The sequence below is a fragment of the Pseudothioclava alba genome (assembly GCF_033100795.1).
In the GTDB taxonomy this organism is placed as follows: domain Bacteria; phylum Pseudomonadota; class Alphaproteobacteria; order Rhodobacterales; family Rhodobacteraceae; genus Pseudothioclava.
Map to the genome: position 1 here is coordinate 20,622 of NZ_JAWLVI010000007.1, position 20,571 is coordinate 41,192.

Sequence of the window (20,571 nt, forward strand, 5' to 3'; positions counted from 1 at the left end):
CGACATGACACCGCCGGAGGCACCCGTGACTGACCCCAAAGGTCGGAGTGCGGGGGAAGCGCCGGCGGTTTCTGTATGTCCGGAGGGTGCTTTGGTGTCCACGGCCATTCTTCGCAAACGCGCCGATTTTCTGCGGGCTGCTTCGGCGCGCAGGCAAGGCACGCACGGTTTCCTCTTGCAGGCACGCCCGCGTGTGGGCGGAGAGGGTGTTCCCGCCGATCTGATCCGTGTGGGCTTTACCTGTTCCAAAAAGGTCGGCAATGCCGTTGCCCGCAACCGTGCCAAGCGTCGCTTGCGTGAAATTGCCCGTGCGATCTTGCCGAAAAACGGGAAGGTGGGCTGGGATTATGTGCTGGTTGGCCGCCCCGAGGCGACCGCGACACGCGAATTTGCCCTGATGCTGGACGATATGATCCGCGCGCTGGCCTCGGTCCATTCGGATAAGCCGCGCCCGCCGCGAGATGACAAAACCCCGCCGCGCGGTCGGCGCAGGGGGCGCGGATGAGTCCCCTGGCCTTTGTCGTTTCGCTGCCTGTGCGGACCTATCGGCTTTTGCTGTCGCCCTATGTGGGCCATGGCTGCCGGTTCCAGCCGACCTGCTCGGCCTACGCGATGGAGGCGCTGGAAAAGCACGGCGCGTTCAAGGGTAGCTACCTTGCGGCTTGGCGCATCCTGCGGTGCAACCCTTGGGGCGGGCAGGGCTATGATCCGGTGCCGGGCTGCGGGCATGACCATCACAAGGACACGGACGATGCTTGACGACGAAGACGCCCCGATCCACCCGCTTTTTGCGGGCGCCCCCTCGACGACCGAGTTCAAGAAGCTGCGTAAGCGGATCGTGCGCGAAACCCGTGATGCGATCGAGAAGTTCGGCATGATCGAACGCGGTGCAAAATGGCTGGTCTGCCTGTCGGGCGGCAAGGACAGCTATACGCTTCTGGCGATCCTGCACGAGCTGAAATGGCGCGGCCTTCTGCCGGTGGAATTGCTGGCGTGCAATCTTGACCAGGGACAGCCGGGGTTTCCCTCGACGGTGCTGCCGAAGTTCCTTGAGGACATGGGGGTGCCGCACCGGATCGAGTATCAGGACACCTATTCGGTCGTCGTCGACAAGATCCCGCAAGGTCGCACCTATTGCTCGCTGTGTTCGCGTCTGCGCAGGGGGAATCTGTATCGGATCGCGCGCGAAGAGGGCTGTTCGGCCGTTGTGCTGGGGCACCACCGCGACGACATTCTTGAGACGTTTTTCATGAACCTGTTTCACGGTGGCCGGTTAGCGACGATGCCGCCCAAGCTGTTGAATGAAGAGGGGGATTTGTTCGTCTATCGCCCGCTGTCCTTTGTGGCCGAGGCCGATTGCGAGAAGTTCGCCAATCAGATGAACTACCCGATTATTCCGTGTGATCTGTGCGGCTCGCAGGACGGGCTGCAACGCCAGCAGGTCAAGCGCATTCTGGATGAATGGGAAAGCCGCAGTCCGGGGCGCCGGCAGGTGATGTTCCGCGCGCTGATGAATGTGCGCCCCTCGCATCTGTGTGACCCGTCGATTTTCGATTTTTCGGGGCTAATGGCCAATCTACCCAAGGATTCGACGGATTTTAGGCAAAACATCCCCGATTTGTTGGGCCGCGATTAACGGTTCGCTGACGTTCACTCCCTAAGGTGCCGGTTGAAGGTGGCGGTATGTGCCGCTGGCGATTGGTGCTGAGGTAGGGATATGGCGAAGAGCAGAGACCCGTTGGGCAAGGCAATCGGCCCGATTCTCTGGCGCCGCGAGATGGTGGCATTTGTCCCCGCGGTTGGGCTTGCGTGGCTGTGGTTCGGGCTTGGGGTGATGATGCTTGTGGGGGTGACGGCGTTGGCTGTCGCATGGATGACGCGCCCTCTTTCTGCGCCCGATTTCGAGAATCAGCCTCCGCGTGACGGGGTGACCGGCTTGCCGCTGCGGGCTGAGGGAGAAACGATCCTGGAAGGTTTGCTGATCGAGGCGGAAAACACTGCACAAAGCACCGCGTGTCTTGTTGTCGGGGTGGACGGAGCCGAGGGGTTGGCGCATCAGCTGTCCCCCACCGAGTTTGACGAAGTGCTTGGCAAAATAAGCGAGCGACTGGTTGATTCGTTACGGCACAAGGATAGGGTGGTTCGTCTTGAAGGCGCTAAGTTCGCTGTGATGCTGAAGCCGACGCCGCGTCCCGATCTTGAAAGCATGATTCAACTGTCCGGGCGCCTTCAATCGGCGGTATCTGACCCTGTTTCCATCGCCTATCGCGCGGTTTCGCTCACGCTTTATGTGGGATTTTGCCTGATGGGGCGTGCGCCGGAAGCAGGTGCGGTTGCGCTACTGGGTGCTGCCGAACTATCGGCCGAGGAGGCTGCGCGGAATGGTCCGAGAGCCATTCGGGCCTATTCGACCGAGATTTGCCAGTCGGCGGATGTCCGGTCGGCGCTTTCGTCCGAAGTGACGGCCGCTTTGGAAAACGGGCAGGTCAGAGCCTATTTTGTGCCGCAGCTGTGCACGGATACGGGGCATGTCTCTGGAATGCAGGTCGTCCCGCGCTGGGTGCATGAGAGCCGCGGCGTTCTTCCGGAACAGGATCTGATGACTGCGTTGGAGGCGGCGGGGCTGCGCCAGCGGTTTGCCGAAGTTATGCTGTATCAAAGCTTTGCTGCATTACGGGCGTGGGAAGAGCGTGCTTTGAACTTGGGAGCGATCTCGCTGCCCGTTTCTGCTGAGCTGCTGAGCAACCCGAAAATGACAGAGCGTCTGCGCTGGGAATTTGACAGATTCGATGTTCTGCCGTCGCGAATCCGCCTGATCCTGCGTCATTCGGTTCTGCCCCTGATCGGTCAGGAAGTGGTATCGCGAAATTTGCGGGCATGTGTTGCGCTTGGGTGCCAGATCGAGCTGTCTGGCTTTGGCAACGGTCAGGCTTCGGTCAGTTGCATCCGACGCTCGAACGCACAAAGGCTGCGCATCCACCGGAGCTTCGTCGCGAATGTCGATAAAGACCCCGAGCAGCAGCGCCTCGTAGCTGCTCTGATTTCCCTCGCGGAAGGTTTGGGGCTAGAGACAATAGCCGAAGGCGTGCAGACCATAGGCGAACACTCGATGCTCGCCCAGCTTGGCTGCCAGCATGTGCAAGGAAAGGCGATCGCAGCCCCGATGCCTCTTGACGAGACCTTCGACTGGTCGGAGCGGCATCTGGCCAAGCTGGCCGCAACCCCGATCCTGCAAACACGGCGCGGTGCGTAGCTCTCCGTTCGGCGTAGGGTCGCGAAATCGGGCCATGTCGACGAAAACGGCAGGGCAAATGGATCTTCTCGGGAAAAAGCCTTGACCTTTGCTGCCCCCTTCTGTTGAACCTCCAGCAACCTTGGACCGTCTGGTGGACCCCGATTTTATGGATAATCAGAACAAAAACCTGATTCTCGCGACCGTTCTCTCGGCGCTGGTGCTGATCGTTTGGAGTTTTCTCTTCCCCGCGCCCGAAGCGCCTGCCCCTGCCGAAGCGGTGGCGGTCGAGCAAGGGGTATCCGTTCCCGCGCCGGTGACCGATGCCGCAACGGTGACAACCGCGCCGGCCCCTGCGCAAAGCGCCGTTGTAGACGCACCGCGTATCAAGATCGAAACGCCGCGCCTGACCGGCTCGATCTCGTTGATGGGCGGACGTTTGGATGATCTGTCGCTCAAGGATTATAAAGAATCGCTCGACGAGGATTCCCCGCTCGTGCGCCTGCTTGCGCCGGTTGGCGGCGATGACCTGAATGCGGCCAAACCCTATTATGCGGTTTACGGCTGGTTGCCGACCGCAGGGCTGGATGCAGCACTTCTGCCAGGACCGCGCACGCTCTGGACGACCCCGGCGGATGCGACTTTGACGCCGCAATCGCCCGTGACCCTCACTTGGGACAATGGCGCCGGGCTGATCTTCAAGCGCGAACTGTCGGTCGACGAGAACTACCTGTTCACCATCAAACAATCAGTCGAGAACCGGACTGCCGCGCCCGTGCGGATCGCGCCCTACGGCATTATCGCACGCCACGGCATTCCCGAAAGCCGCCGCGTCTATGTGCTGCACGAAGGCGCGGTTCGTATGTCGGACGGCAAACTTTCCGAAAAAGATTACAAAGACATTACCGATCTCGACGAGGTCGCGGGTGAAGGTCAGGCCAATAAGACTGAGGTCGCCGAGGGTGGTTGGACCGGCTTTACCGACAAATACTGGATGACGACGCTGGCGCCGATGTCCGGCCCGTTTACTTCGGTTGTGAAATATGTCGCGGCGCTGGACATCTACCAGACCGAGACGCGCCTCCCCGTGATGGATGTCGCTGCTGGCGCCAGCACCTCGATCGAGACCCGCCTCTTCGCTGGCGCGAAAGAATGGGAAACGATCAAGCATTACGAAGAAGAGGTCGGCATTCAGGGCTTTGTGGATTCGATCGACTGGGGCTGGTTCTACTTCCTGACCAAGCCGATGTTCCAGCTTCTGCACTGGCTTCATGGCGCGATCGGCAACATGGGTTGGGCGATTATCGCGCTGACCATAATCATCAAGGCGCTCGTCTTCCCGCTGGCGCGCAAATCCTACATCTCGATGGCGAAGATGAAGGAATTGCAGCCCGAGATGGAGAAACTCAAGGCCACGACGGGCGATGATCGCGCGAAACTGCAGCAGGGCATGATCGAGCTGTATAAGCGCGAAAAGGTAAACCCGGCTGCGGGCTGCCTGCCGATCCTGCTGCAAATCCCGATTTTCTTCTCACTCTACAAGGTGATTTACGTCACGATCGAACTGTATCAGGCGCCGTGGCTTGGCTGGATTCGCGACCTCTCGGCGCCCGATCCAAGCTCGATCCTGAACCTCTTTGGCCTGCTGCCCTTCGCGGCGCCCGAGCAAGGTTCTCTGTTCTTCATGTTCAGCCTTGGTGTGCTGCCGATCCTGCTGGGCATCTCGATGTGGATGCAGCAAAAACTGAACCCGGCGCCCACCGATCAGACGCAAGCGATGATCATGGCGTGGATGCCTTGGGTGTTCATGTTCATGCTGGGCAGCTTTGCATCGGGCCTCGTGCTTTACTGGATTGCGAACAACACGATCACGTTCCTCCAGCAGTACACGATCATGTCGATGCACGGAAAACGGCCTGATATCTTTGATAACATCAAAGCGAGCTTCAAAAAGCACTCGGCCGACAAACCGAAGCAATGACGGCACAACTGGCCCATATCATACGCCACCCGATCAAGTCGGTCGGCTATGAGGAAATCGAAAGCGCGCCCCTGCAAGAGGGGCGCGCTCTGCCTTTTGACCGGATCTGGGCGATCTCGCACGAGGGGGCCGAGTTCGACGGGCCGCTCGACCATTGGGCGGCGAAGCGGAACTTCCTGCGCGGCGCCGCAGCGCCCGAGCTGATGGCGATAACCGCGCAGACGANCGCAGCGCCCGAGCTGATGGCGATAACCGCGCAGACGACCAACGAAGGGATCATGCTCAACCATCCCGGTCAGTGGCACGCGCTGTTCGACCCCACCAAGCCTGAGGATTGCGTCAAGCTGATCGAATGGGTGCGCCCGTTCTGGCCGCTGAACCGCCCCGCGCTGCGGGCGGTCGAACGGGTTGCCGATGTCACCTTGGGCGATATGGAAGCGCCTTATATTTCGATCCTGTCGCTTGGCTCGCTTGATCGGCTGTCCGAAGCCGCGGGCGCGCCCGTGTCGATGCATCGCTTTCGTGGCAACCTTTGGGTTTCGGGCTGGGAGGCAGGTGCCGAGCGGGATCTGATCGGGCGGCGCCTTCGCATCGACGAGGCCGAGCTGGAGGTCGTCATGCCGATCACCCGCTGCCGCGCCACCTGCGCCAACCCCGAAACCGGCGCGGAAGACATGAAAACGCTTGAGCTGCTCCAGTCGATCTGGGGCGATACGCAATTCGGCCTTTACGCCAAGGTTGTTCGCGCTGGCGAAGTTCTGACCGGCGATACCGTGGAGATACTCTGATGGAGCTTCAGTTCCAGATCACCCCCGAACCCGACGAGTTTGCCCGCGAAAAGGGGCGGCTTTTGTTTGCGGCCCCCGTCGAGTTTCTGAAGGGCGTTGTTGCGATGAACGGGCTGCCGCCTGCGGACCGGATCGAGGTCTGCTTTGCGGGGCGCTCGAATGTCGGGAAAAGCTCGCTGATTAATGCGCTGACGGGCCGCAAGAACCTTGCGCGTGCCTCGAACACGCCGGGCCGGACGCAGGAGATCAACTTTTTCACCACGCAGGACGGCCCCTATCTGGTGGACCTTCCGGGCTATGGCTTTGCACAGGCGCCGGTCGCGGTGGTGAAAAAATGGCAGGCGCTGCTGAAAAGCTATCTCTCGGGGCGGGCAACGCTGCGCCGGGTCTTTGTGCTGATCGACGCGCGCCACGGGATCAAGGATGTCGATGACGAGATCCTGACGCTTCTGGATCGCTCGGCGGTGACGTTTCAGGTCGTGCTGACCAAGCTTGATAAGATCAAGACAAGCGAGCACCCGAAGCTTCTGGAGCAGGTGAAAGGTGCGCTGCAAAAGCATACCGCCGCCTACCCCGAGATCGTGATGACCTCGTCCGAAAAAGGCGAGGGGATCGCCACCTTGCGCGCGATTATCGCGGGACTTGAGTAGCGCCAGAGCGGCCGGTCAGACATGCTGACCGGCGTTCACCTCGATCTCGGTTCCGGTGACATAGCTCGACGCATCCGAGCACAGGAACCAGATCACATCCGCCACTTCCGAGGGCTGACCAAGCCGGCGCAGCGGTAGCCCTTCGACGATTTTCTCGGTGCCGGGGGACAGGATCGAGGTTTCGATCTCGCCCGGCGCGATGGCATTGACGCGCACCCCCAAGGGGCCGAAATCATGCGCCATTTCGCGCGTCAGCGCCTTGAGAGCGGCTTTTGATGTCGCATAGGCGGCACCCGCGAACGGGTGCACGCGCGATCCCGCGATCGAGGTCACATTCACCACCGATCCTTTCACCGCCGACAGCTCGGCCTTTAGCCCCCGTGCCAGCACGATCGAGGCGAAGAAATTGACGTGGAACACCTGTCCCCAAGTGCTGAGATCGGTGTCGAGCGTGTTCAGCCGCGACCCGCCTTCGCCTTTGGGTGAAATGCCTGCGTTATTCACCAGCGCGTGCAGCTTTCCATCCAGCCGATTACGAATCTCATCAATTGAGGCGATGGTTTTCTTCGGGTCAGCCAGATCAAGAACGATATGATCCTCGCGTCCGCCCCCCCACGGGCATTGCTCGGGGAAGGGTTGACGCGAGCAGGTAATCACCCGCCATCCCTCGCGCGCGAATTTCTTGACCGTGGCGTGGCCGATGCCCCGGCTTGCCCCTGTCAACAACATCACCTTGCGTTCGTCTTGTGCCATCTGCCCCTCCGGATCGCTTGACCTTGTTCTAGCGCGTCTTTTCCGCCCTGCAAGCGCGGACCCCTTGGCAGTGCGCGTCGAAGTGCTTAACACTAGCCTTCGCACCCCACCCGAGACGAGCGCCATGAGAAAGCTGACGATGAACCGAGACTGGATCGCCACCGCACGGACCCTGAACGAGGCCTTGCCTTACCTGCAACGCTATACCGGCGCGGTTGTCGTCGTGAAATTCGGCGGGAATGCCATGGGCGACGAGGCCGCGATGGCCGATTTTGCCCGTGACATCGTGCTGATGCGGCAGGTGGGTATTTATCCGGTTGTGGTGCATGGCGGCGGCCCGATGATCAATGACATGCTGGGTAAGCTGGGGATCGAGAGCCAATGGGTGCGCGGCAAGCGCGTAACCGATCAGGCAACGGTCGAAGTGGTCGAGATGGTTCTGGCGGGGCTTGTAAACAAGCGCATCGTGCAGGCGATCAACGATCAGGGGGGCCGCGCGGTTGGCATTTCGGGCAAGGACGATGACCTGATGGTCTGCGTGGCTGACGATCCGGAGCTTGGCTTTGTCGGGCGTCCGGTCGAGATGAACGTGCAGGTGATCCGCGATTTGTATAACGCGGGCATCATTCCGGTGATCGCGCCCGTCGCGACCGGCGAGAACGATAACGAGACCTTCAACGTTAACGGCGACACGGCTGCGGGCGCGATTGCAGGTGCGCTTCAGGCCGACCGCCTGTTGCTGCTGACCGATGTCGCGGGCGTCAAGAACAAATCGGGCGAAGTTATCACCCAGATGAGCCCCGCCGAAGTGCGCGAGATGATCGAAGACGGCACTATCGCGGGCGGTATGATCCCGAAAACCGAAACCGCGCTTAAGGCGGTTGAGGAGGGCGTGCGCGCCGTGGTCATTCTGGATGGCCGCGTGCCCAATGCCTGCCTGCTGGAGCTGTTCACCGAACATGGCGCGGGGTCGATGATCCGGTCGACCGCGCCGCGCGTTGTGCCGCAACACCCATGATCGGGGCATTGAACGCCGCGCTCGCGGATGAGCGCCTGTATGTGTCTGCCTCTCTTTATCAAGAGGGCGAGACGATCTATTTACTCTCGCCCGCCGAGCCGGGTTTCTGGCCCAATTTCACGGCGAGCGCCGAGTTCAACGATGGTGCGCGCCAGCCCTTGGACCGCTGGTCGGAGCGCGTGATCGGCCCCGTCGCCAAGGCGTTCGATGGGCGCGCGCTTTACCCGTTTGGCGAGCCGCGCACCCCGTTTGTGCCGTTGATTCTCGGGTCTGGTCAGGCGTTTAGCTCTCCGATCTTCTTTATGGTCCACGAGAAAATGGGGCTGCTGGCCTCGTATCGCGGGGCAATCGCGATCCCCGGCGAACACGAATTGCTGCCAATCGTCACATCGCCTTGCGAGGGTTGCGATGAACCCTGCTTGGCTGCGTGCCCGATTTCGGCCTTCTCTGCCGAGGGCTATGACGTGAAATCCTGCTACGCCTATCTGGATGGCGAGGGCAGCGAAGGCTGCACTTCTGGCGGTTGCCTCTCTCGTCGGGCTTGCCCGGCAAGCCAAGGCTATGGCAGGCTACCGGAACAATCTGCTTGGCACATGAGGCAAAGGCTAAAATGACACCACTTGGACATCGCCGCTTGATACTGACCCGCCACGCGAAATCGAGCTGGGATGATCCGGTAATGGAAGACATCGACCGCCCGCTGAATGCGCGCGGTCAGGCGGCGGCGCGCGAGCTGGGGGATTTCCTTGCCTCGCGCGGGCTTGAGCCTGAAGAGGTCATGTGCTCGACCGCGCGGCGCACGCGCGAAACATGGGACGGGGTTGCCTCGGCGGTGATCGAGACGCGCCCCGAGATCACATTCGTCGAAAGCCTGTATCACGCTTCGCCCTTCATGCTGCTCGAGGTTCTCAAAACCGCCAGCGCGCCGACGGTGATGATGATCGCGCATAATCCGGGGATTGCGGAATTCGCCGCGATGCTGCCCGCGCAGCCGATCTATAACCCCGATTTTCGCAAATATCCCACCTGCGCCACTCTGATCGTCGATTTTCAGATCGAGGACTGGAGCGACCTTCAAGCCGGTCAAGGAAGCGTGCTGGAATTTTTCACCCCGTCGGGGCGCGGCTGATACCTAGAGGAGGAATTATGGGTTATCTGAAATCGACACCGAACAAGGACGGCTTTTTCGGTGAGTATGGCGGCGCGGAACTGCCGCCGCCGCTGGTCCCGCATTTCAAGGAAATCACCGAGGCCTATGACCGGATCGCGCACTCGGCCGAGTTCGTCCGCGACCTGCGCTATATCCGCAAGCATTTTCAGGGCCGCCCGACGCCAATCAGCTATCTGAAAAACCTGTCGGATGATTGCGGCGGCGCGCAGATCTACGCCAAGCGCGAGGATCTGAACCACACCGGCGCGCATAAGCTTAATCACTGCATGGCCGAGGCGCTTCTGGCCAAGTTCATGGGCAAGACCAAGCTGATGGCCGAGACCGGCGCGGGCCAGCATGGTGTCGCGCTGGCGACGGCGGCGGCCTATTTCGGGCTGGAATGCGAAATTCACATGGGCGAGATCGACATCGCCAAAGAGGCGCCGAACGTCACGCGCATGAAGCTGTTGGGCGCGACCGTGGTGCCCGTGGGCTTTGGCGGGCGTTCGCTGAAAGAGGCGGTGGATAGCTGCTTCCAAAGCTATGTCGCGCAGGCCGATACCGCGCTGTTCGCGATCGGCTCGGTTGTGGGGCCGCATCCTTTCCCGCGCATGGTGCGCGATTTCCAGCATGTTGTCGGTATCGAGGCGCGCGAGCAGTTCCTTGAGATGACAGGCGATCTGCCCGACATCGTTGCGGCCTGCGTTGGTGGTGGATCGAACGCGATGGGCCTGTTCGCGGGCTTTATCGAGGATAAGGACGTCGCCCTTTATGGCGTTGAACCCAGCGGCACCTCGTCGAAGCTGGGCGACCACGCGGCCACCATCACCTATGGCGAAGATGGCATGATCCACGGTTTCCGCACGATGGTTCTGCATGACGCGAACGGCGATCCGGCGCCCGTGCATACGGTCGCTTCGGGGCTGGATTATCCGGGCGTTGGCCCCGAGCACGCGCATCTTTATCGCACGGGCAAGGCCAATTACACGACCGCTGATGACAAAGAGGCGCTCAACGCGTTCTATCAGTTGTCGCGCCGCGAGGGGATCATCCCCGCGCTCGAAAGCGCCCACGCGGTCGCCTTTGCCATGCGCGAGGCGAAAAACCATCCGGGCAAGACGATCTTGCTGAACCTTTCGGGGCGCGGCGACAAGGACATCGACTACGTCACCGAAACCTACGGCTTTGGCGAAAGCTAAGGCTGGCTGAGCCGAAATTGAACGGCCCCTGCGTTTGCGGGGGCCGTTTGCATTGATGCGGGGATTATTTTCGCCGCGCTATCATCATCGGATCACCCCGCCCGAGCCATTCTTTGGCCCGATTTGACCGTGAAATTGGGGTTAACAGCCGCACCGCCAGCGAGGAGGACCAGATGGCGCACGCAATGATCCTGTTGAACAAGCTTGGCCTGTTCCGCCCGACCGAAGATCCGATTCTGGAGGCCCGTTTCACGCAGCTTGAACTGAAACCCAAGCGGGGGCGCCGCGCGCATCGCCGGACCATCTCGCCCTTCGCGACGCGCCAGCAGTTCGCGTAGCCTATTCCTGTAGCGAGGAAACTTTAGCGCCCTGCGGGGCGCGTTTCTTTATCAGAAATTGATCTCTATGCCGGGCAGGTTCAACTCGTTCAGCAGATCGCGCAATTCCTGACGCGCGGCCACGTTCGAGAGGTTGAGGTTGTCCACCCCCAGATCGCGCAGATCAAGCAGCGTGATCCCGCGCGGGAACAGCTCGCGGAAGATGACACGCTCGGAAAAACCGGGCGCCACACGGAAGCCGATCCGTTTGGCCAGTTGCTCCAGCGCCTCACCAACCTTGCGCTTGTTGTGCATCTGCTGCGCACCTAGACGGTTGCGCAAAACGATCCAGTCGATCGGCTTCAGCCCTGCGCGGGCCCGCAACTGACGCGCCGCCCAGACCATTTCGGAATAGATCGAGGGGCCGATCACCTTGGAGGTCACGGGGTCGATCCGCGCCAGCAGGTCAAAGTCGATAAAGCTGTCGTTGAGGGGGGTAATCAGCGTATCGGCCAGCGAATGTGCGACCTGACTGAGCCGCGTGTGCGAACCGGGGCAGTCGATGATGATGAAGTCACAGGTTGTCTCGCAATCGGCGACGGCTGCCGAGAGGCGATGATCGTAGGGGTTCTCGCCCGGCGCGAGCGAGGTCGCGTCGACCTCGGGAAGCTCGCGATACTCGGGGCAGGGCAGATCGACGCCTTCGCGCGCCATGAAGGCGAGCCGGTTCTCGATATAGCGCCCGAGCGATTTCTGCCGCAGGTCGAGGTCCAGAACGCCGACGGTTTTGCCCATCCGCGCCAGTGCAGTTGCAACATGCATCGAGGTGGTCGATTTCCCTGACCCGCCTTTTTCGTTCCCCACAACAATAATATGCGCCACGGCCTGTCCCTCTGGTTTCTGCCCCTGCCCGCAAGTGCGGACACCCGCGCGCGACTATAGGTGCCTTCGGCTACCGAAGGAAGAGAGGCGGCGCAAGGGGGCGTGATCGCCTTGATACGTGGCGCAGAGCGAAATGACAGAATTTGCGCGTCCTCCGTTCTTGGTGCTTGCGGGGGACGCGGGGCTGCACTAGAGGCCGAAGAAGGCACACTCCCCCGAGGCAATGATGACAACGATCGAGATCCCCGCTGTGGACCCCAAAACGCTGCGCAAGGCGCGGATCACCTTTGGCGTGAAATGGGCCGCCTCGATCGTGCAAATTCTGGGCTATGCCGCGACGGGCTTCGGATATACGCCGTGGAATCTTTATCTGTTCCTTGTGGGCGTGTTCGGCTGGTTTGCGGTTGGCGTGTTGTGGAATGACCGCGCGATCATGCTGATCCATGTGGTTGCCCTGGTCTCGATGCTGGCGGGAATGGCGAGCGCCGGATAGGTTGCACGGAACGGGGCCAGTCAAGGGCGGCGCGTGGAGTTCGAACGGATATGGAGCAAGCGGCCCTATGCGGTCGACTTTCTGGACGGGGAGGGCGGCGATCTGGTGATCTCCTTCTCTTCGGTCGGCCATGATCCATCGCGCCTGCCCTCGCCCGAGTTTGTCGCAACCGCGATCGGGAGGGGGGCGCACGGTCCACCGCGCCGCGCGCTTTTCGTGATGGATGAAAGCCGGAGTTGGGCGAATGCGGAGGGCTTTGCCGAAGCGCTGCTAAGCGCGCTGGCCACCGTTCGGTCTCGCGCGCCGGTGGATCGGATTGTTGCGATGGGTGTGTCGATGGGCGGGTTTTGCGCGCTTGCGGCGTCGCAGGTTATCCCCGTCGATGCGGTGCTGGCCTTCTCTCCGCAGTGGTCGGTTGTGCCCGATGTGGTGCCTGACGAGCGGCGTTGGTCCATCTGGACCGAGAATTTGCCGCCTGTCCGATGGCGCACCGCACCCCTGCCCGAAACCGCGTGGGTCTGCCTGTTTCACGGTGCCAAGGATGATATGGCGCAGGCTGCGCAGTTCCCGGCCGGAGCGGGGCTGGACCATCTGATTTTCCCCGATCACGGGCATTCGGACCTTGTGGACCATCTGAAAGAGCGTGGCGCGCTGGCGGGAATGCTTGATGCCACGCTACGCCATGACCGGCGCCGGCTATTGCGGATTGTTGCATCTGCAGGAGGCCGACGGCGGGGCAGGGGCTAGCTGCCCCCATCAGAGCGGCGGGCCTTGCCACAAATCCAGAAGCCCCCCGTGGCCCTGAAGGATACGGCTCATCAGCGCATATTGCGCGCGCGGAGGCGGGACGGGGCGCGCGGCCTCACCTTGCGGGTCTTGCCAGCCAACCGTCGGGAAGCTGCTTTGCAGTTCGATGCGGGCCGGCTTACTCAGAGTCTCTAGCGCAAGTTGCCCCGGCAACAGGCTTTCGGTGGGAACCCCCTCGGCCAGAAGTATCTCATGCCGGTCGAGAAGAAGATGCAGGTAGCTGACCTCCCCCCTGCTTGAAACCCGTCGCACGCCCCCAAACCCTGCCAGACGCGTGGCGGGGACAAGCAGTTCATGCGCTCCGAACAGATCACGCGCCACGCTTGAAGAGACAAACATCCGGTGCTGCTGCGACACCCAAAGGTCACGCTGCGGCCGTTCCTTTCCCAGGCTGTTCGCGGGTATGCAGACCGGCGCGTGCTTGCCCGTCGCGACGGGGCGACTGGAATAGCGCCAGCGGATCGGCCGGGGGCCATGATCGAGGGTTGATACCAGATCGCCCGCTTCCAATGTCTCGACCCTTCGCGCGCCGGTCGGCGTCTGGAGCAGGGTTCCTGCCACGAAGCACTGGGCGCGGGGCGTGATGATCGGTGCCTCGGGCGTGGCCAGTGCCCCGACTCGCACGGCAACAACCGGCTGCGCCATCAGCGCGGTCGCATCGGCACCAAGAGCGGAAGAGGGGGCCAGCAGCAGATTTCCCGGCCCGTCTTGAAAGAGCAGGGCTGAAATTCCGGCAGTGGAGCCGTCTTGATAGACCAGGCTTGCGTAGAACCGAGCGCGCTCCTTTGCCTGCAAGGAGGTCTGGTCAATCTGTGTCAGGCTAAACCGCCCCTTGCCGTCATGCACAAAACGCTGCCCGGCAAAGGCAATTTGACCCGCGATGCCGCTGCCACCGACCTGCGCGCCGCAGGCCGAGGGGGGACCGAGATTGAGGGCGTTCCATGCTTGGGACATCTGGGCTGCATAGGTTGAAAAGGACAAGGCGCCACTGCCGGCGCGTTTGCAATCTAGGCATGGGATAGAAACAAACCCTTAAGAGATCAGAGAATTTTACGCATATTTTCACCCCTCTAACAAAGCTGGTTAACTGTTTTCGGGGCGCCGGTCTGATGAGCTATGGCGATTGAAGGCTCCCGAATTTGGCAAGGGCAATGACCAGCGCATATGCTTCAGGCCCGGTTGTTGCCGGCTTTGTCGAGGTAGCGGTTCCCACAGGCACCACCCGTATGACGGGATGGACGGTTCAGGTCTGCGATGGCGCAGGACAGGTTTTCTGCTCCGGCGCGGACTAGCGCGCGGATTGCGTCGCCTCAACTCCGCATCTTGGGGCAAGGAGTGACCGATAAGGTCATGCCATCGGCGCCCGAATTTCTGGCGCCCGCGAATGCGTTGATCGGGTTTTTCCGGGATATGGAGCGCAAGCCTTCTGGTCGGCGCGATGCTCCTGAGCGGTATATTGCGCCGCAAAGCAAAAGGGCGCGCCTGAGGCACGCCCTTCGCATAAGAACCGCAAGGTCGGGATCAGAAGCCCAGGCCTGCGTATTTGTTCTTGAACTTGGACACACGGCCCCCGGTGTCCATCAGCTTGGCGCCGCCGCCGGTCCATGCCGGGTGCACAGTCGGGTCGATGTCGAGCGTCATCGTGTCGCCTTCTTTGCCCCAGGTCGAACGGGTCTGGTATTCGCTGCCATCCGTCATTTTGACGGTGATGAAGTGATATTCGGGATGGGTATCGGCTTTCATCTTCCGTCTCCTCAGGCGTTGGCTTTGGGTTTGTAGGTGGTGTCTTCGGCGATACGTGCCGACTTACCGCGACGGGCGCGCAGGTAGTACAGCTTGGCGCGACGCACGCGGCCACGACGGACAACTTCGATCGAGTCGATGTTGGTCGAGTAGAGCGGGAACACACGCTCCACGCCTTCGCCGAAGGAAATCTTGCGGACGGTGAACGAGGCTGCGAGCGTGTCGCCACCTTTGCGCGAGATGCAGACGCCTTCATACATCTGGACGCGCGAACGGGTGCCTTCGGTCACTTTGAAGCCGACGCGAACGGTGTCACCGGCTTTGAAATCCGGAATAGTTTTGCCGAGAGCGGCGATTTGTTCCGCCTCGATTTGAGCGATCAGGTTCATCGCTGTTCCTTTCATGTGCTTGCGGTATGCCCGCAATTGGTGTGTGCGTCCTCAGAGCTCTCGGTCTTCATCCGGGTCCCTGTTGTGCGTCGCACACCAAGCCCGCCAGAGGTCAGGTCGTCGTTCCTTTGTCAGCCTTTCGGCCTGAACCCGCTTCCACGCCTCAATTTTCGCGTGATGGCCGGACTGAAGAATTTCCGGTATCGCGCGACCTTCCCAAAGCGCAGGTCGGGTATATTGCGGGTGCTCAAGCAAGCCATCCGAAAAAGACTCTTCTTCGGTAGATGCCTGATTCCCTAAGACGCGCGGTATAAGCCGCACTGTCGCGTCAATCAAGACCTGAGCGGCGATCTCTCCGCCGGTCAGGACAAAATCGCCGATCGAGACCTCTTCGATCCCGAAATGGTCCAGAACGCGCTGGTCCACACCCTCGAAACGGCCGCACAGGATGGTCATGCCGTCGGCTTCGGAAAAGCGGCGCGCCATCGCCTGATCGAAGGGTTTGCCGCGTGGCGACATATAGATGATCGGCCATTTCGCGCGGTCTTGCGGGGCACCTGCCGAGGCATCCGCGATCGCTGCGGCCACGACATCGGCACGCAGCACCATGCCCGCGCCGCCACCAGCGGGCGTGTCGTCCACATTGCGGTGCTTGCCGACACCATAGGGGCGCAGATCAAAGGTGTTATAGGCCCAAAGCCCCTCGTCGCGGGCCTTGCCCAAAAGCGACAACCCCAGAACGCCGGGGAAGGCCTCGGGGAAAAGCGTCACGATATTCGCGGTCCAAGCCTTCGGCGCAGGGCGCTCTTCCATCAGGTCGCGCGGACGACGGAGCGAGGTCACGCGACCGGCCAGAGACATCCGCCCGTGCGAACGCGGGGCGGCCTTTTCATTGGCCTCGCCCGCGAAAAGATCTGTCGTCGAGAGTTTCTCGATCCTGGCCTTGCGGGGGGGCGTGTCGTCGTCGTTCATGCCTGATCCTCGGGCGGGTCGACGATGATCCGGCCAGCGGTCAGATCGACGGTCGGCACGACAAGGCGGGTGAAGGGCAAAAGCAGCGCCTTTTGCCCCGCTCCGGTGACCTCAAGAATGTCGCCCGCGCCGTAGTTATGGACCGCGCGCACCGTTCCCAGACGCTCGCCGCCGGTATCCAGAACCTCAAGGCCGATCAGGTCGGCGTGGTAGAACTCGTCATCGGGCAGCGAGGGCAGTTTATCTCGATCCGCCCAAAGGGTGACGCCGCGCATCGCGTCGGCCTCTTCTTTGGTCGCAATCCCCGCCACACGGGCCGCCAGCCCGCCCTTGACGCCGCGCGTCAGTTTGAGCGTGAACGAGCGTTTGCCGTCCTCGGTATAAAGCGGCGCGTAGGCGGCGATGTCCTCGGGGGTGGAGCAAAAGCTCTTGATCCGCACCTCGCCCTGCACGCCGAAGGCTCCGGCGATGGCACCGACACAGACACGTTCAGGAGTGGTCATCAGCGTTCCTCCAGAGGCGGCAGGCCAAGGCGCGGTTCCCAGCCAAGCTCTTCAAGTTCGGCGGTCTCGGATTCGATTTCCGGATAACCGATGCAGAAATACCCGATCAACCGCCAGCTTTCGGGCAGATCAAGGTCGCGGCTCAGGCGCTCGGGGTCGAGGATCGACACCCAGCCAAGGCCGATGCCTTCGGCCCGCAAGGCGAGCCACAAAAGCATGATCGCGCCGACGACCGAATAGGCCCGCATCTCGGGCATGGTGCGGGCGCCAAGCCCGCCACCCTTCGGCGTTTCGTCGTCGCAGAATATGGCAAGCTGGACGGGCGCGTCTTTCATGCCCGACAGCTTGAGATTGGCATAGATCGCCGCGCGCTCGGGGGTGTCGCTTTCGCGAAAAGCCTCTAGCGCTTCGGCATTCGCTGCCTCGAAATTGGCAAGCGCCGCAGCACGGGCCGCGGCGCTTTCGATCTTCACGACGCGCCACGGCTCGGACAGTCCGACCGAGGGCGCCATGCCAAAGGCTTTCAGCCCGCGCTCCAGAACGTCGGCAGGCACGGGGTCTGGACGGAAGCGGCGCACATCGCGCCGCCACCGCATCAGCTGTGCCAGCTCGTCCTGAAAGGCGTTGCCGAAAACCGGAGCCAAACTTAGCTCTCGGCCGAATCTTCGGCAGCGGCTGCTTTCGCGGCTTTCTCAGCAGCGCGTGCAGTTGCTTTCTTGCCCGGAACGGCTTTCTTCAGGTTCTTGCGCTCGGTCTTCGGAGCAACGCCCGCCGCTTCGAGGAAGCGTGCAACGCGGTCGGTCGGCTGGGCGCCTTGCGACAGCCAGTACTGAACGCGCTCCATGTTCATCTTGACGCGCTCTTCCGAGTCTTTGGCCAGCAGCGGGTTGTAGGTGCCCAGCTTCTCGAGGAAGCGGCCGTCACGCGGCATGCGCGAGTCGGACGCAACGATTGCGTAGAAGGGGCGCTTTTTCGAGCCACCACGGGCGAGGCGGATTTTCATAGCCATGTGAGTTTCTCCTTTGAATGGCTTGGGTCGGGCCGATGGCCCGTCATTTCTGGAATTGCTCGTGGTGCCGGATCACTTCGGCAATCACGAAATTGAGGAATTTCTTAGCGAACTCGGGGTCGAGACCGCTTTCTTCTGCCATCCGTTCCAGACGGGCGATCTGGGTCGCCTCACGCGCGGGATCGGAGGGGGGAAGCTCGTGTGCGGCCTTCAGCTTGCCCACGGCTTGCGTGTGGATAAAGCGTTCTGCCAGCGTATAGATCAGGATCGCATCGAGGCGGTCGATGCTGTCGCGGTGATCTTTCAAAAGGGCTGCGGCGCGGGCCGTGGCGTGAATATCGGTCATGGTGCGTTACTTCTTTTTCCCGAAGCCACCAAGGCCGCCCAGACCACCCAGCCCCGGAAGACCGCCCATGCCGGGCAGCTTGCCGCCCATTGCCTTGGCGGCGGCTTCCATTTCCGCCGGGTCCATATTGGCCATGTCGGGCATACCACCTTTGCCGCCCATCATCTTCATCGCCTGCTTGAGCATCCCGCCTTTGCCCATCTTCGACATCTTTTTCATCGCGTCAGCCATCTGGCGGTGCATTTTCAGAAGCTTGTTCAGCTCGGCGACCTCAAGACCCGCGCCAGCGGCGATGCGCTTCTTGCGTGAGGCTTGCAACAGGTCGGGGTTGGCGCGCTCGCGCTTGGTCATCGAGTTGATCAGGGCGATCTGGTGGCTCAGCGTCCTGTCGTTCAGGCCCGCGTCTTCCGCCTGCTTGGCGTATCTTGCCATGCCCGGCATCATGCCCATAACGCCCTGCATGCCGCCCATCTTGACCATCTGCTCAAGCTGGCTTTTCATGTCGTTCATGTTGAACAGACCCTTGGCGAAGCGTTTCGCCATCCGCTCGGCCTGTTCTTTTTCCAGCGTTTCCTGTGCGCGCTCGACGAGGGCGACGATGTCACCCATGCCAAGGATGCGGCCTGCGATACGCTCGGCCTCGAAGGTCTCAAGCGCGTCCATCTTTTCGCCAAGGCCGACAAAACGGATCGGCTTGCCGGTAACGGCGCGCATCGACAGAGCCGCACCGCCACGCCCGTCGCCATCCATACGGGTAAGGACAACGCCCGAGATGCCGACTTTGTCTTCGAATTCCTGCGCCACATCGACGGCAACCTGACCGGTCAGGCCATCGACCACCAGCAGCGTTTCGCGCGGGCTGACCGCGTCGCGCACCTGCTGAACCTCGGACATCAGGACTTCGTCGATATGCAGGCGGCCCGCGGTATCGAGCATGTAGACATCATAGCCGCCCAGCATCGCCTGCTGCTGCGCGCGCTTGGCAATCTGCACCGCGCTTTCGCCTTTGACGATCGGCAGGGTATCCACGCCGATCTGCTGGCCGAGGATCGCAAGCTGCTCCATAGCGGCCGGACGATAGATGTCGAGCGAGGCCATCAGCACCCGCTTGCCGTTTTTCTCTTTCAGGCGCTTGGCAAGTTTACCCGTCGTGGTCGTCTTACCCGAGCCTTGCAGACCAACCATCAGGATCGGCGCGGGCGGGTTGTCGATCTTCAGCGCGTCGGCCTCGCCTTCGCCCGCAAGCATCGTGATCAGCGCGTCATGGACGATTTTCACAACCTGCTGGCCGGGAGTCACCGACTTGGTCACCGCAGCGCCAGTGGCTTTCGATTCGACCGCCTTGATGAAATCGCGCGCAACCGGCAGCGAGACGTCGGCCTCAAGCAGGGCCACACGCACTTCGCGCAGCGCGGTTTTCACGTCATCGGCAGAAAGGGCGCCCTGCTTCGTCAGCCGGTCGAAAACGCCGCCAAGGCGTTCTGATAGGTTCTCGAACATGGCGCACCTCCATGCGGTTACCGGACTGGCCGGCGGGACAAACGACAATCGCACCAGTGGGCGCAACGCGCTGACTGGTGGCGATCCCCCCGTTACGGGTTGGGACCGGAGGGCTGGTCCTCCGGGAAATCTTGGGTGCCTTACGGAAAAAGGCCCGCGGAGTCAACCACGGGCCTTTGAATTATTGAAGCAGATGCCGATCAGGCGGCAAGTTCCGCAATCTGGGCTTCGGCGCGCTGGACGGCGGCGGCTTCGTCAACGGCCACGCCTTCGGCGGCGACGATGGTCACATCGGTCAGGCCGATGAAGGCCAGAACCTGCTTGATATAGGCCGAGGCCAGATCATAGGCCGACCCAAGCGGCACGCCGCCCGAGGCATAGGCAACGATCACGCGCTTGCCCGAAAGCAGACCCTCGGGGCCGTTTTCGGTGTAGCGGAAGGTTTCGCCAACGCGGCAGATCTGGTCGATCCACGCTTTCAGCGGGCCAGTGACGCCAAAGTTATAGACCGGCGCGCCGATCACGATGGTATCGGCGTCGCGCAGTTCTGCAATCAGCGCATCCGACAGCGCGAGCGTCTCTTTCTGCGCGTCGCTGCGCTGGTCAGCAGGCGTATAGGCCGCGCCGATCCAGTTCCCGTCGATCAGCGGGATCGAGGTGGCGTCGCGGTTTACGGTCTCGCCGCCGATCTTGCTGGCGATGGTGTCGGTGAGTTTGGTCGTCACCGAGTTCGGGCCTTTGATCGACGAAATGATACGAAGCGTTTTGGACATGGGGAGGTTCCTTTGGAAGCGTGTCTTGCCTCTAAATTGTTCTTTGCGGTCACAAACGCAATTGGC

At 61.7% G+C, this 20,571-nt stretch carries 27 protein-coding genes; 15 read left to right on the forward strand and 12 right to left on the reverse strand.

All coding sequences use genetic code 11. The features are described 5' to 3' along the window. Positions 1 to 4 precede the first annotated feature (4 nt). From rnpA to yihA, 7 genes are all read left to right on the forward strand, one after another. Complete coding sequence (rnpA, locus tag RYZ20_RS13775) at positions 5 to 505, forward strand: ribonuclease P protein component (RefSeq protein ID WP_317674414.1); 501 nt, start codon at positions 5 to 7, stop codon at positions 503 to 505. Further along, a complete protein-coding gene (yidD, locus tag RYZ20_RS13780; protein ID WP_317674415.1) occupies positions 502 to 759 on the forward strand; it encodes a membrane protein insertion efficiency factor YidD in 258 nt (85 codons plus the stop codon). The genes rnpA and yidD overlap by 4 nt, the downstream gene beginning before the upstream one ends. Beyond that, on the forward strand, positions 752 to 1,636 hold the full coding sequence (ttcA, locus tag RYZ20_RS13785; RefSeq protein ID WP_317674416.1) for a tRNA 2-thiocytidine(32) synthetase TtcA: 885 nt from the start codon (positions 752 to 754) through the stop codon (positions 1,634 to 1,636). Before yidD ends, ttcA begins: the two co-directional genes overlap by 8 nt. Positions 1,637 to 1,717: 81 nt before the next feature. Further along, positions 1,718 to 3,253 carry a GGDEF domain-containing protein gene (locus RYZ20_RS13790; protein ID WP_317674418.1) on the forward strand — a complete coding sequence of 512 codons (1,536 nt, stop codon included), beginning with the start codon at positions 1,718 to 1,720 and terminating at the stop codon, positions 3,251 to 3,253. Between the two features lie 148 nt (positions 3,254 to 3,401). Continuing rightward, the gene (yidC, locus tag RYZ20_RS13795) at positions 3,402 to 5,213 is read left to right on the forward strand and encodes a membrane protein insertase YidC (protein ID WP_317674595.1); all 1,812 of its coding nucleotides are present in this window, start codon (positions 3,402 to 3,404) and stop codon (positions 5,211 to 5,213) included. Next, positions 5,210 to 6,001, forward strand: a complete 792-nt coding sequence (locus RYZ20_RS13800; RefSeq protein ID WP_317674420.1) for an MOSC domain-containing protein — start codon at positions 5,210 to 5,212, stop codon at positions 5,999 to 6,001. The genes yidC and RYZ20_RS13800 overlap by 4 nt, the downstream gene beginning before the upstream one ends. Then, positions 6,001 to 6,651 (forward strand): ribosome biogenesis GTP-binding protein YihA/YsxC, encoded by a 651-nt coding sequence (gene yihA / locus RYZ20_RS13805; RefSeq protein ID WP_317674422.1) that lies wholly within the window; start codon positions 6,001 to 6,003, stop codon positions 6,649 to 6,651. Before RYZ20_RS13800 ends, yihA begins: the two co-directional genes overlap by 1 nt. Before the next feature lie 15 nt (positions 6,652 to 6,666). On the opposite strand, the gene RYZ20_RS13810 is transcribed toward yihA, so the two are convergent. Further along, positions 6,667 to 7,404: an SDR family NAD(P)-dependent oxidoreductase gene (locus RYZ20_RS13810; protein WP_317674424.1), complete on the reverse strand. Its 738-nt coding sequence runs from the start codon at positions 7,402 to 7,404 to the stop codon at positions 6,667 to 6,669. Positions 7,405 to 7,543: 139 nt separating this feature from the next. On the opposite strand from RYZ20_RS13810, the gene argB reads away from it, so the two are divergent. The 5 genes from argB (at position 7,544) to RYZ20_RS13835 (ending at position 11,109) form a co-directional block, all read left to right on the forward strand. Next, the gene (argB, locus tag RYZ20_RS13815) at positions 7,544 to 8,422 is read left to right on the forward strand and encodes an acetylglutamate kinase (RefSeq protein WP_317674597.1); all 879 of its coding nucleotides are present in this window, start codon (positions 7,544 to 7,546) and stop codon (positions 8,420 to 8,422) included. After that, positions 8,419 to 9,036 carry a ferredoxin gene (locus RYZ20_RS13820; RefSeq protein WP_317674426.1) on the forward strand — a complete coding sequence of 206 codons (618 nt, stop codon included), beginning with the start codon at positions 8,419 to 8,421 and terminating at the stop codon, positions 9,034 to 9,036. The genes argB and RYZ20_RS13820 overlap by 4 nt, the downstream gene beginning before the upstream one ends. Next, a complete protein-coding gene (locus RYZ20_RS13825; RefSeq protein WP_317674428.1) occupies positions 9,033 to 9,551 on the forward strand; it encodes a SixA phosphatase family protein in 519 nt (172 codons plus the stop codon). Before RYZ20_RS13820 ends, RYZ20_RS13825 begins: the two co-directional genes overlap by 4 nt. A 14-nt stretch (positions 9,552 to 9,565) precedes the next feature. After that, on the forward strand, positions 9,566 to 10,771 hold the full coding sequence (gene trpB, locus RYZ20_RS13830) for a tryptophan synthase subunit beta (RefSeq protein WP_317674599.1): 1,206 nt from the start codon (positions 9,566 to 9,568) through the stop codon (positions 10,769 to 10,771). Positions 10,772 to 10,944: 173 nt separating this feature from the next. Continuing rightward, positions 10,945 to 11,109 (forward strand): hypothetical protein, encoded by a 165-nt coding sequence (locus RYZ20_RS13835; RefSeq protein ID WP_317674430.1) that lies wholly within the window; start codon positions 10,945 to 10,947, stop codon positions 11,107 to 11,109. 51 nt (positions 11,110 to 11,160) lie between these two features. On the opposite strand, the gene RYZ20_RS13840 is transcribed toward RYZ20_RS13835, so the two are convergent. Further along, complete coding sequence (locus RYZ20_RS13840) at positions 11,161 to 11,970, reverse strand: division plane positioning ATPase MipZ (protein ID WP_317674432.1); 810 nt, start codon at positions 11,968 to 11,970, stop codon at positions 11,161 to 11,163. A gap of 226 nt (positions 11,971 to 12,196) precedes the next feature. Here RYZ20_RS13840 and RYZ20_RS13845 point away from each other — a divergent pair, with 226 nt between their 5' ends. Together RYZ20_RS13845 and RYZ20_RS13850 are read left to right on the forward strand one after the other, a co-directional pair. Then, the gene (locus RYZ20_RS13845) at positions 12,197 to 12,463 is read left to right on the forward strand and encodes a DUF6552 family protein (protein WP_317674434.1); all 267 of its coding nucleotides are present in this window, start codon (positions 12,197 to 12,199) and stop codon (positions 12,461 to 12,463) included. 33 nt (positions 12,464 to 12,496) lie between these two features. Further along, positions 12,497 to 13,210, forward strand: a complete 714-nt coding sequence (locus RYZ20_RS13850; RefSeq protein WP_317674436.1) for an alpha/beta hydrolase family protein — start codon at positions 12,497 to 12,499, stop codon at positions 13,208 to 13,210. Positions 13,211 to 13,219: 9 nt separating this feature from the next. Here RYZ20_RS13850 and RYZ20_RS13855 read toward each other — a convergent pair whose 3' ends face one another. Further along, positions 13,220 to 14,224 (reverse strand): Hint domain-containing protein, encoded by a 1,005-nt coding sequence (locus tag RYZ20_RS13855; protein WP_317674438.1) that lies wholly within the window; start codon positions 14,222 to 14,224, stop codon positions 13,220 to 13,222. A gap of 197 nt (positions 14,225 to 14,421) precedes the next feature. Here RYZ20_RS13855 and RYZ20_RS13860 point away from each other — a divergent pair, with 197 nt between their 5' ends. Beyond that, positions 14,422 to 14,562 (forward strand): hypothetical protein, encoded by a 141-nt coding sequence (locus RYZ20_RS13860; RefSeq protein WP_317674440.1) that lies wholly within the window; start codon positions 14,422 to 14,424, stop codon positions 14,560 to 14,562. A 229-nt stretch (positions 14,563 to 14,791) separates the two neighbouring features. Here RYZ20_RS13860 and rpmE read toward each other — a convergent pair whose 3' ends face one another. From rpmE to RYZ20_RS13905, 9 genes are all read right to left on the reverse strand, one after another. Further along, positions 14,792 to 15,013 (reverse strand): 50S ribosomal protein L31, encoded by a 222-nt coding sequence (gene rpmE / locus RYZ20_RS13865; protein ID WP_317674442.1) that lies wholly within the window; start codon positions 15,011 to 15,013, stop codon positions 14,792 to 14,794. An 11-nt stretch (positions 15,014 to 15,024) separates the two neighbouring features. After that, positions 15,025 to 15,402 (reverse strand): 50S ribosomal protein L19, encoded by a 378-nt coding sequence (gene rplS / locus RYZ20_RS13870; RefSeq protein ID WP_317674444.1) that lies wholly within the window; start codon positions 15,400 to 15,402, stop codon positions 15,025 to 15,027. 51 nt (positions 15,403 to 15,453) lie between these two features. Beyond that, complete coding sequence (gene trmD, locus RYZ20_RS13875; RefSeq protein WP_411572356.1) at positions 15,454 to 16,215, reverse strand: tRNA (guanosine(37)-N1)-methyltransferase TrmD; 762 nt, start codon at positions 16,213 to 16,215, stop codon at positions 15,454 to 15,456. A gap of 155 nt (positions 16,216 to 16,370) precedes the next feature. Continuing rightward, positions 16,371 to 16,877: a ribosome maturation factor RimM gene (gene rimM / locus RYZ20_RS13880; RefSeq protein WP_317674446.1), complete on the reverse strand. Its 507-nt coding sequence runs from the start codon at positions 16,875 to 16,877 to the stop codon at positions 16,371 to 16,373. Further along, positions 16,877 to 17,521 (reverse strand): 5,6-dimethylbenzimidazole synthase, encoded by a 645-nt coding sequence (gene bluB / locus RYZ20_RS13885; RefSeq protein WP_317674448.1) that lies wholly within the window; start codon positions 17,519 to 17,521, stop codon positions 16,877 to 16,879. Before bluB ends, rimM begins: the two co-directional genes overlap by 1 nt. Positions 17,522 to 17,523: 2 nt before the next feature. Further along, positions 17,524 to 17,886 (reverse strand): 30S ribosomal protein S16, encoded by a 363-nt coding sequence (gene rpsP / locus RYZ20_RS13890; protein ID WP_317674450.1) that lies wholly within the window; start codon positions 17,884 to 17,886, stop codon positions 17,524 to 17,526. A 43-nt stretch (positions 17,887 to 17,929) separates the two neighbouring features. After that, positions 17,930 to 18,232 (reverse strand): chorismate mutase, encoded by a 303-nt coding sequence (locus tag RYZ20_RS13895; protein WP_317674452.1) that lies wholly within the window; start codon positions 18,230 to 18,232, stop codon positions 17,930 to 17,932. Positions 18,233 to 18,238: 6 nt separating this feature from the next. After that, positions 18,239 to 19,732, reverse strand: coding sequence for a signal recognition particle protein (ffh, locus tag RYZ20_RS13900; protein ID WP_317674454.1), 1,494 nt, complete (start codon positions 19,730 to 19,732; stop codon positions 18,239 to 18,241). A 200-nt stretch (positions 19,733 to 19,932) separates the two neighbouring features. Continuing rightward, a complete protein-coding gene (locus RYZ20_RS13905) occupies positions 19,933 to 20,505 on the reverse strand; it encodes an FMN-dependent NADH-azoreductase (RefSeq protein ID WP_317674456.1) in 573 nt (190 codons plus the stop codon). Positions 20,506 to 20,571: the final 66 nt, after the last annotated feature.

Coding starts and splice junctions, on each gene's coding strand:
- rnpA (WP_317674414.1), top strand. CDS start 5: ATGACACCGCCGGAGGCACCCGTGACTGACCCCAAAGGTCGGAGTGCG.
- yidD (WP_317674415.1), top strand. CDS start 502: ATGAGTCCCCTGGCCTTTGTCGTTTCGCTGCCTGTGCGGACCTATCGG.
- ttcA (WP_317674416.1), top strand. CDS start 752: ATGCTTGACGACGAAGACGCCCCGATCCACCCGCTTTTTGCGGGCGCC.
- RYZ20_RS13790 (WP_317674418.1), top strand. CDS start 1,718: ATGGCGAAGAGCAGAGACCCGTTGGGCAAGGCAATCGGCCCGATTCTC.
- yidC (WP_317674595.1), top strand. CDS start 3,402: ATGGATAATCAGAACAAAAACCTGATTCTCGCGACCGTTCTCTCGGCG.
- yihA (WP_317674422.1), top strand. CDS start 6,001: ATGGAGCTTCAGTTCCAGATCACCCCCGAACCCGACGAGTTTGCCCGC.
- RYZ20_RS13810 (WP_317674424.1), bottom strand. CDS start 7,404: ATGGCACAAGACGAACGCAAGGTGATGTTGTTGACAGGGGCAAGCCGG.
- argB (WP_317674597.1), top strand. CDS start 7,544: ATGAACCGAGACTGGATCGCCACCGCACGGACCCTGAACGAGGCCTTG.
- RYZ20_RS13820 (WP_317674426.1), top strand. CDS start 8,419: ATGATCGGGGCATTGAACGCCGCGCTCGCGGATGAGCGCCTGTATGTG.
- RYZ20_RS13825 (WP_317674428.1), top strand. CDS start 9,033: ATGACACCACTTGGACATCGCCGCTTGATACTGACCCGCCACGCGAAA.
- RYZ20_RS13835 (WP_317674430.1), top strand. CDS start 10,945: ATGGCGCACGCAATGATCCTGTTGAACAAGCTTGGCCTGTTCCGCCCG.
- RYZ20_RS13845 (WP_317674434.1), top strand. CDS start 12,197: ATGACAACGATCGAGATCCCCGCTGTGGACCCCAAAACGCTGCGCAAG.
- RYZ20_RS13855 (WP_317674438.1), bottom strand. CDS start 14,224: ATGTCCCAAGCATGGAACGCCCTCAATCTCGGTCCCCCCTCGGCCTGC.
- RYZ20_RS13860 (WP_317674440.1), top strand. CDS start 14,422: ATGACCAGCGCATATGCTTCAGGCCCGGTTGTTGCCGGCTTTGTCGAG.
- rpmE (WP_317674442.1), bottom strand. CDS start 15,013: ATGAAAGCCGATACCCATCCCGAATATCACTTCATCACCGTCAAAATG.
- rplS (WP_317674444.1), bottom strand. CDS start 15,402: ATGAACCTGATCGCTCAAATCGAGGCGGAACAAATCGCCGCTCTCGGC.
- trmD (WP_411572356.1), bottom strand. CDS start 16,215: ATGGAAGAGCGCCCTGCGCCGAAGGCTTGGACCGCGAATATCGTGACG.
- rimM (WP_317674446.1), bottom strand. CDS start 16,877: ATGACCACTCCTGAACGTGTCTGTGTCGGTGCCATCGCCGGAGCCTTC.
- rpsP (WP_317674450.1), bottom strand. CDS start 17,886: ATGGCTATGAAAATCCGCCTCGCCCGTGGTGGCTCGAAAAAGCGCCCC.
- RYZ20_RS13895 (WP_317674452.1), bottom strand. CDS start 18,232: ATGACCGATATTCACGCCACGGCCCGCGCCGCAGCCCTTTTGAAAGAT.
- ffh (WP_317674454.1), bottom strand. CDS start 19,732: ATGTTCGAGAACCTATCAGAACGCCTTGGCGGCGTTTTCGACCGGCTG.
- RYZ20_RS13905 (WP_317674456.1), bottom strand. CDS start 20,505: ATGTCCAAAACGCTTCGTATCATTTCGTCGATCAAAGGCCCGAACTCG.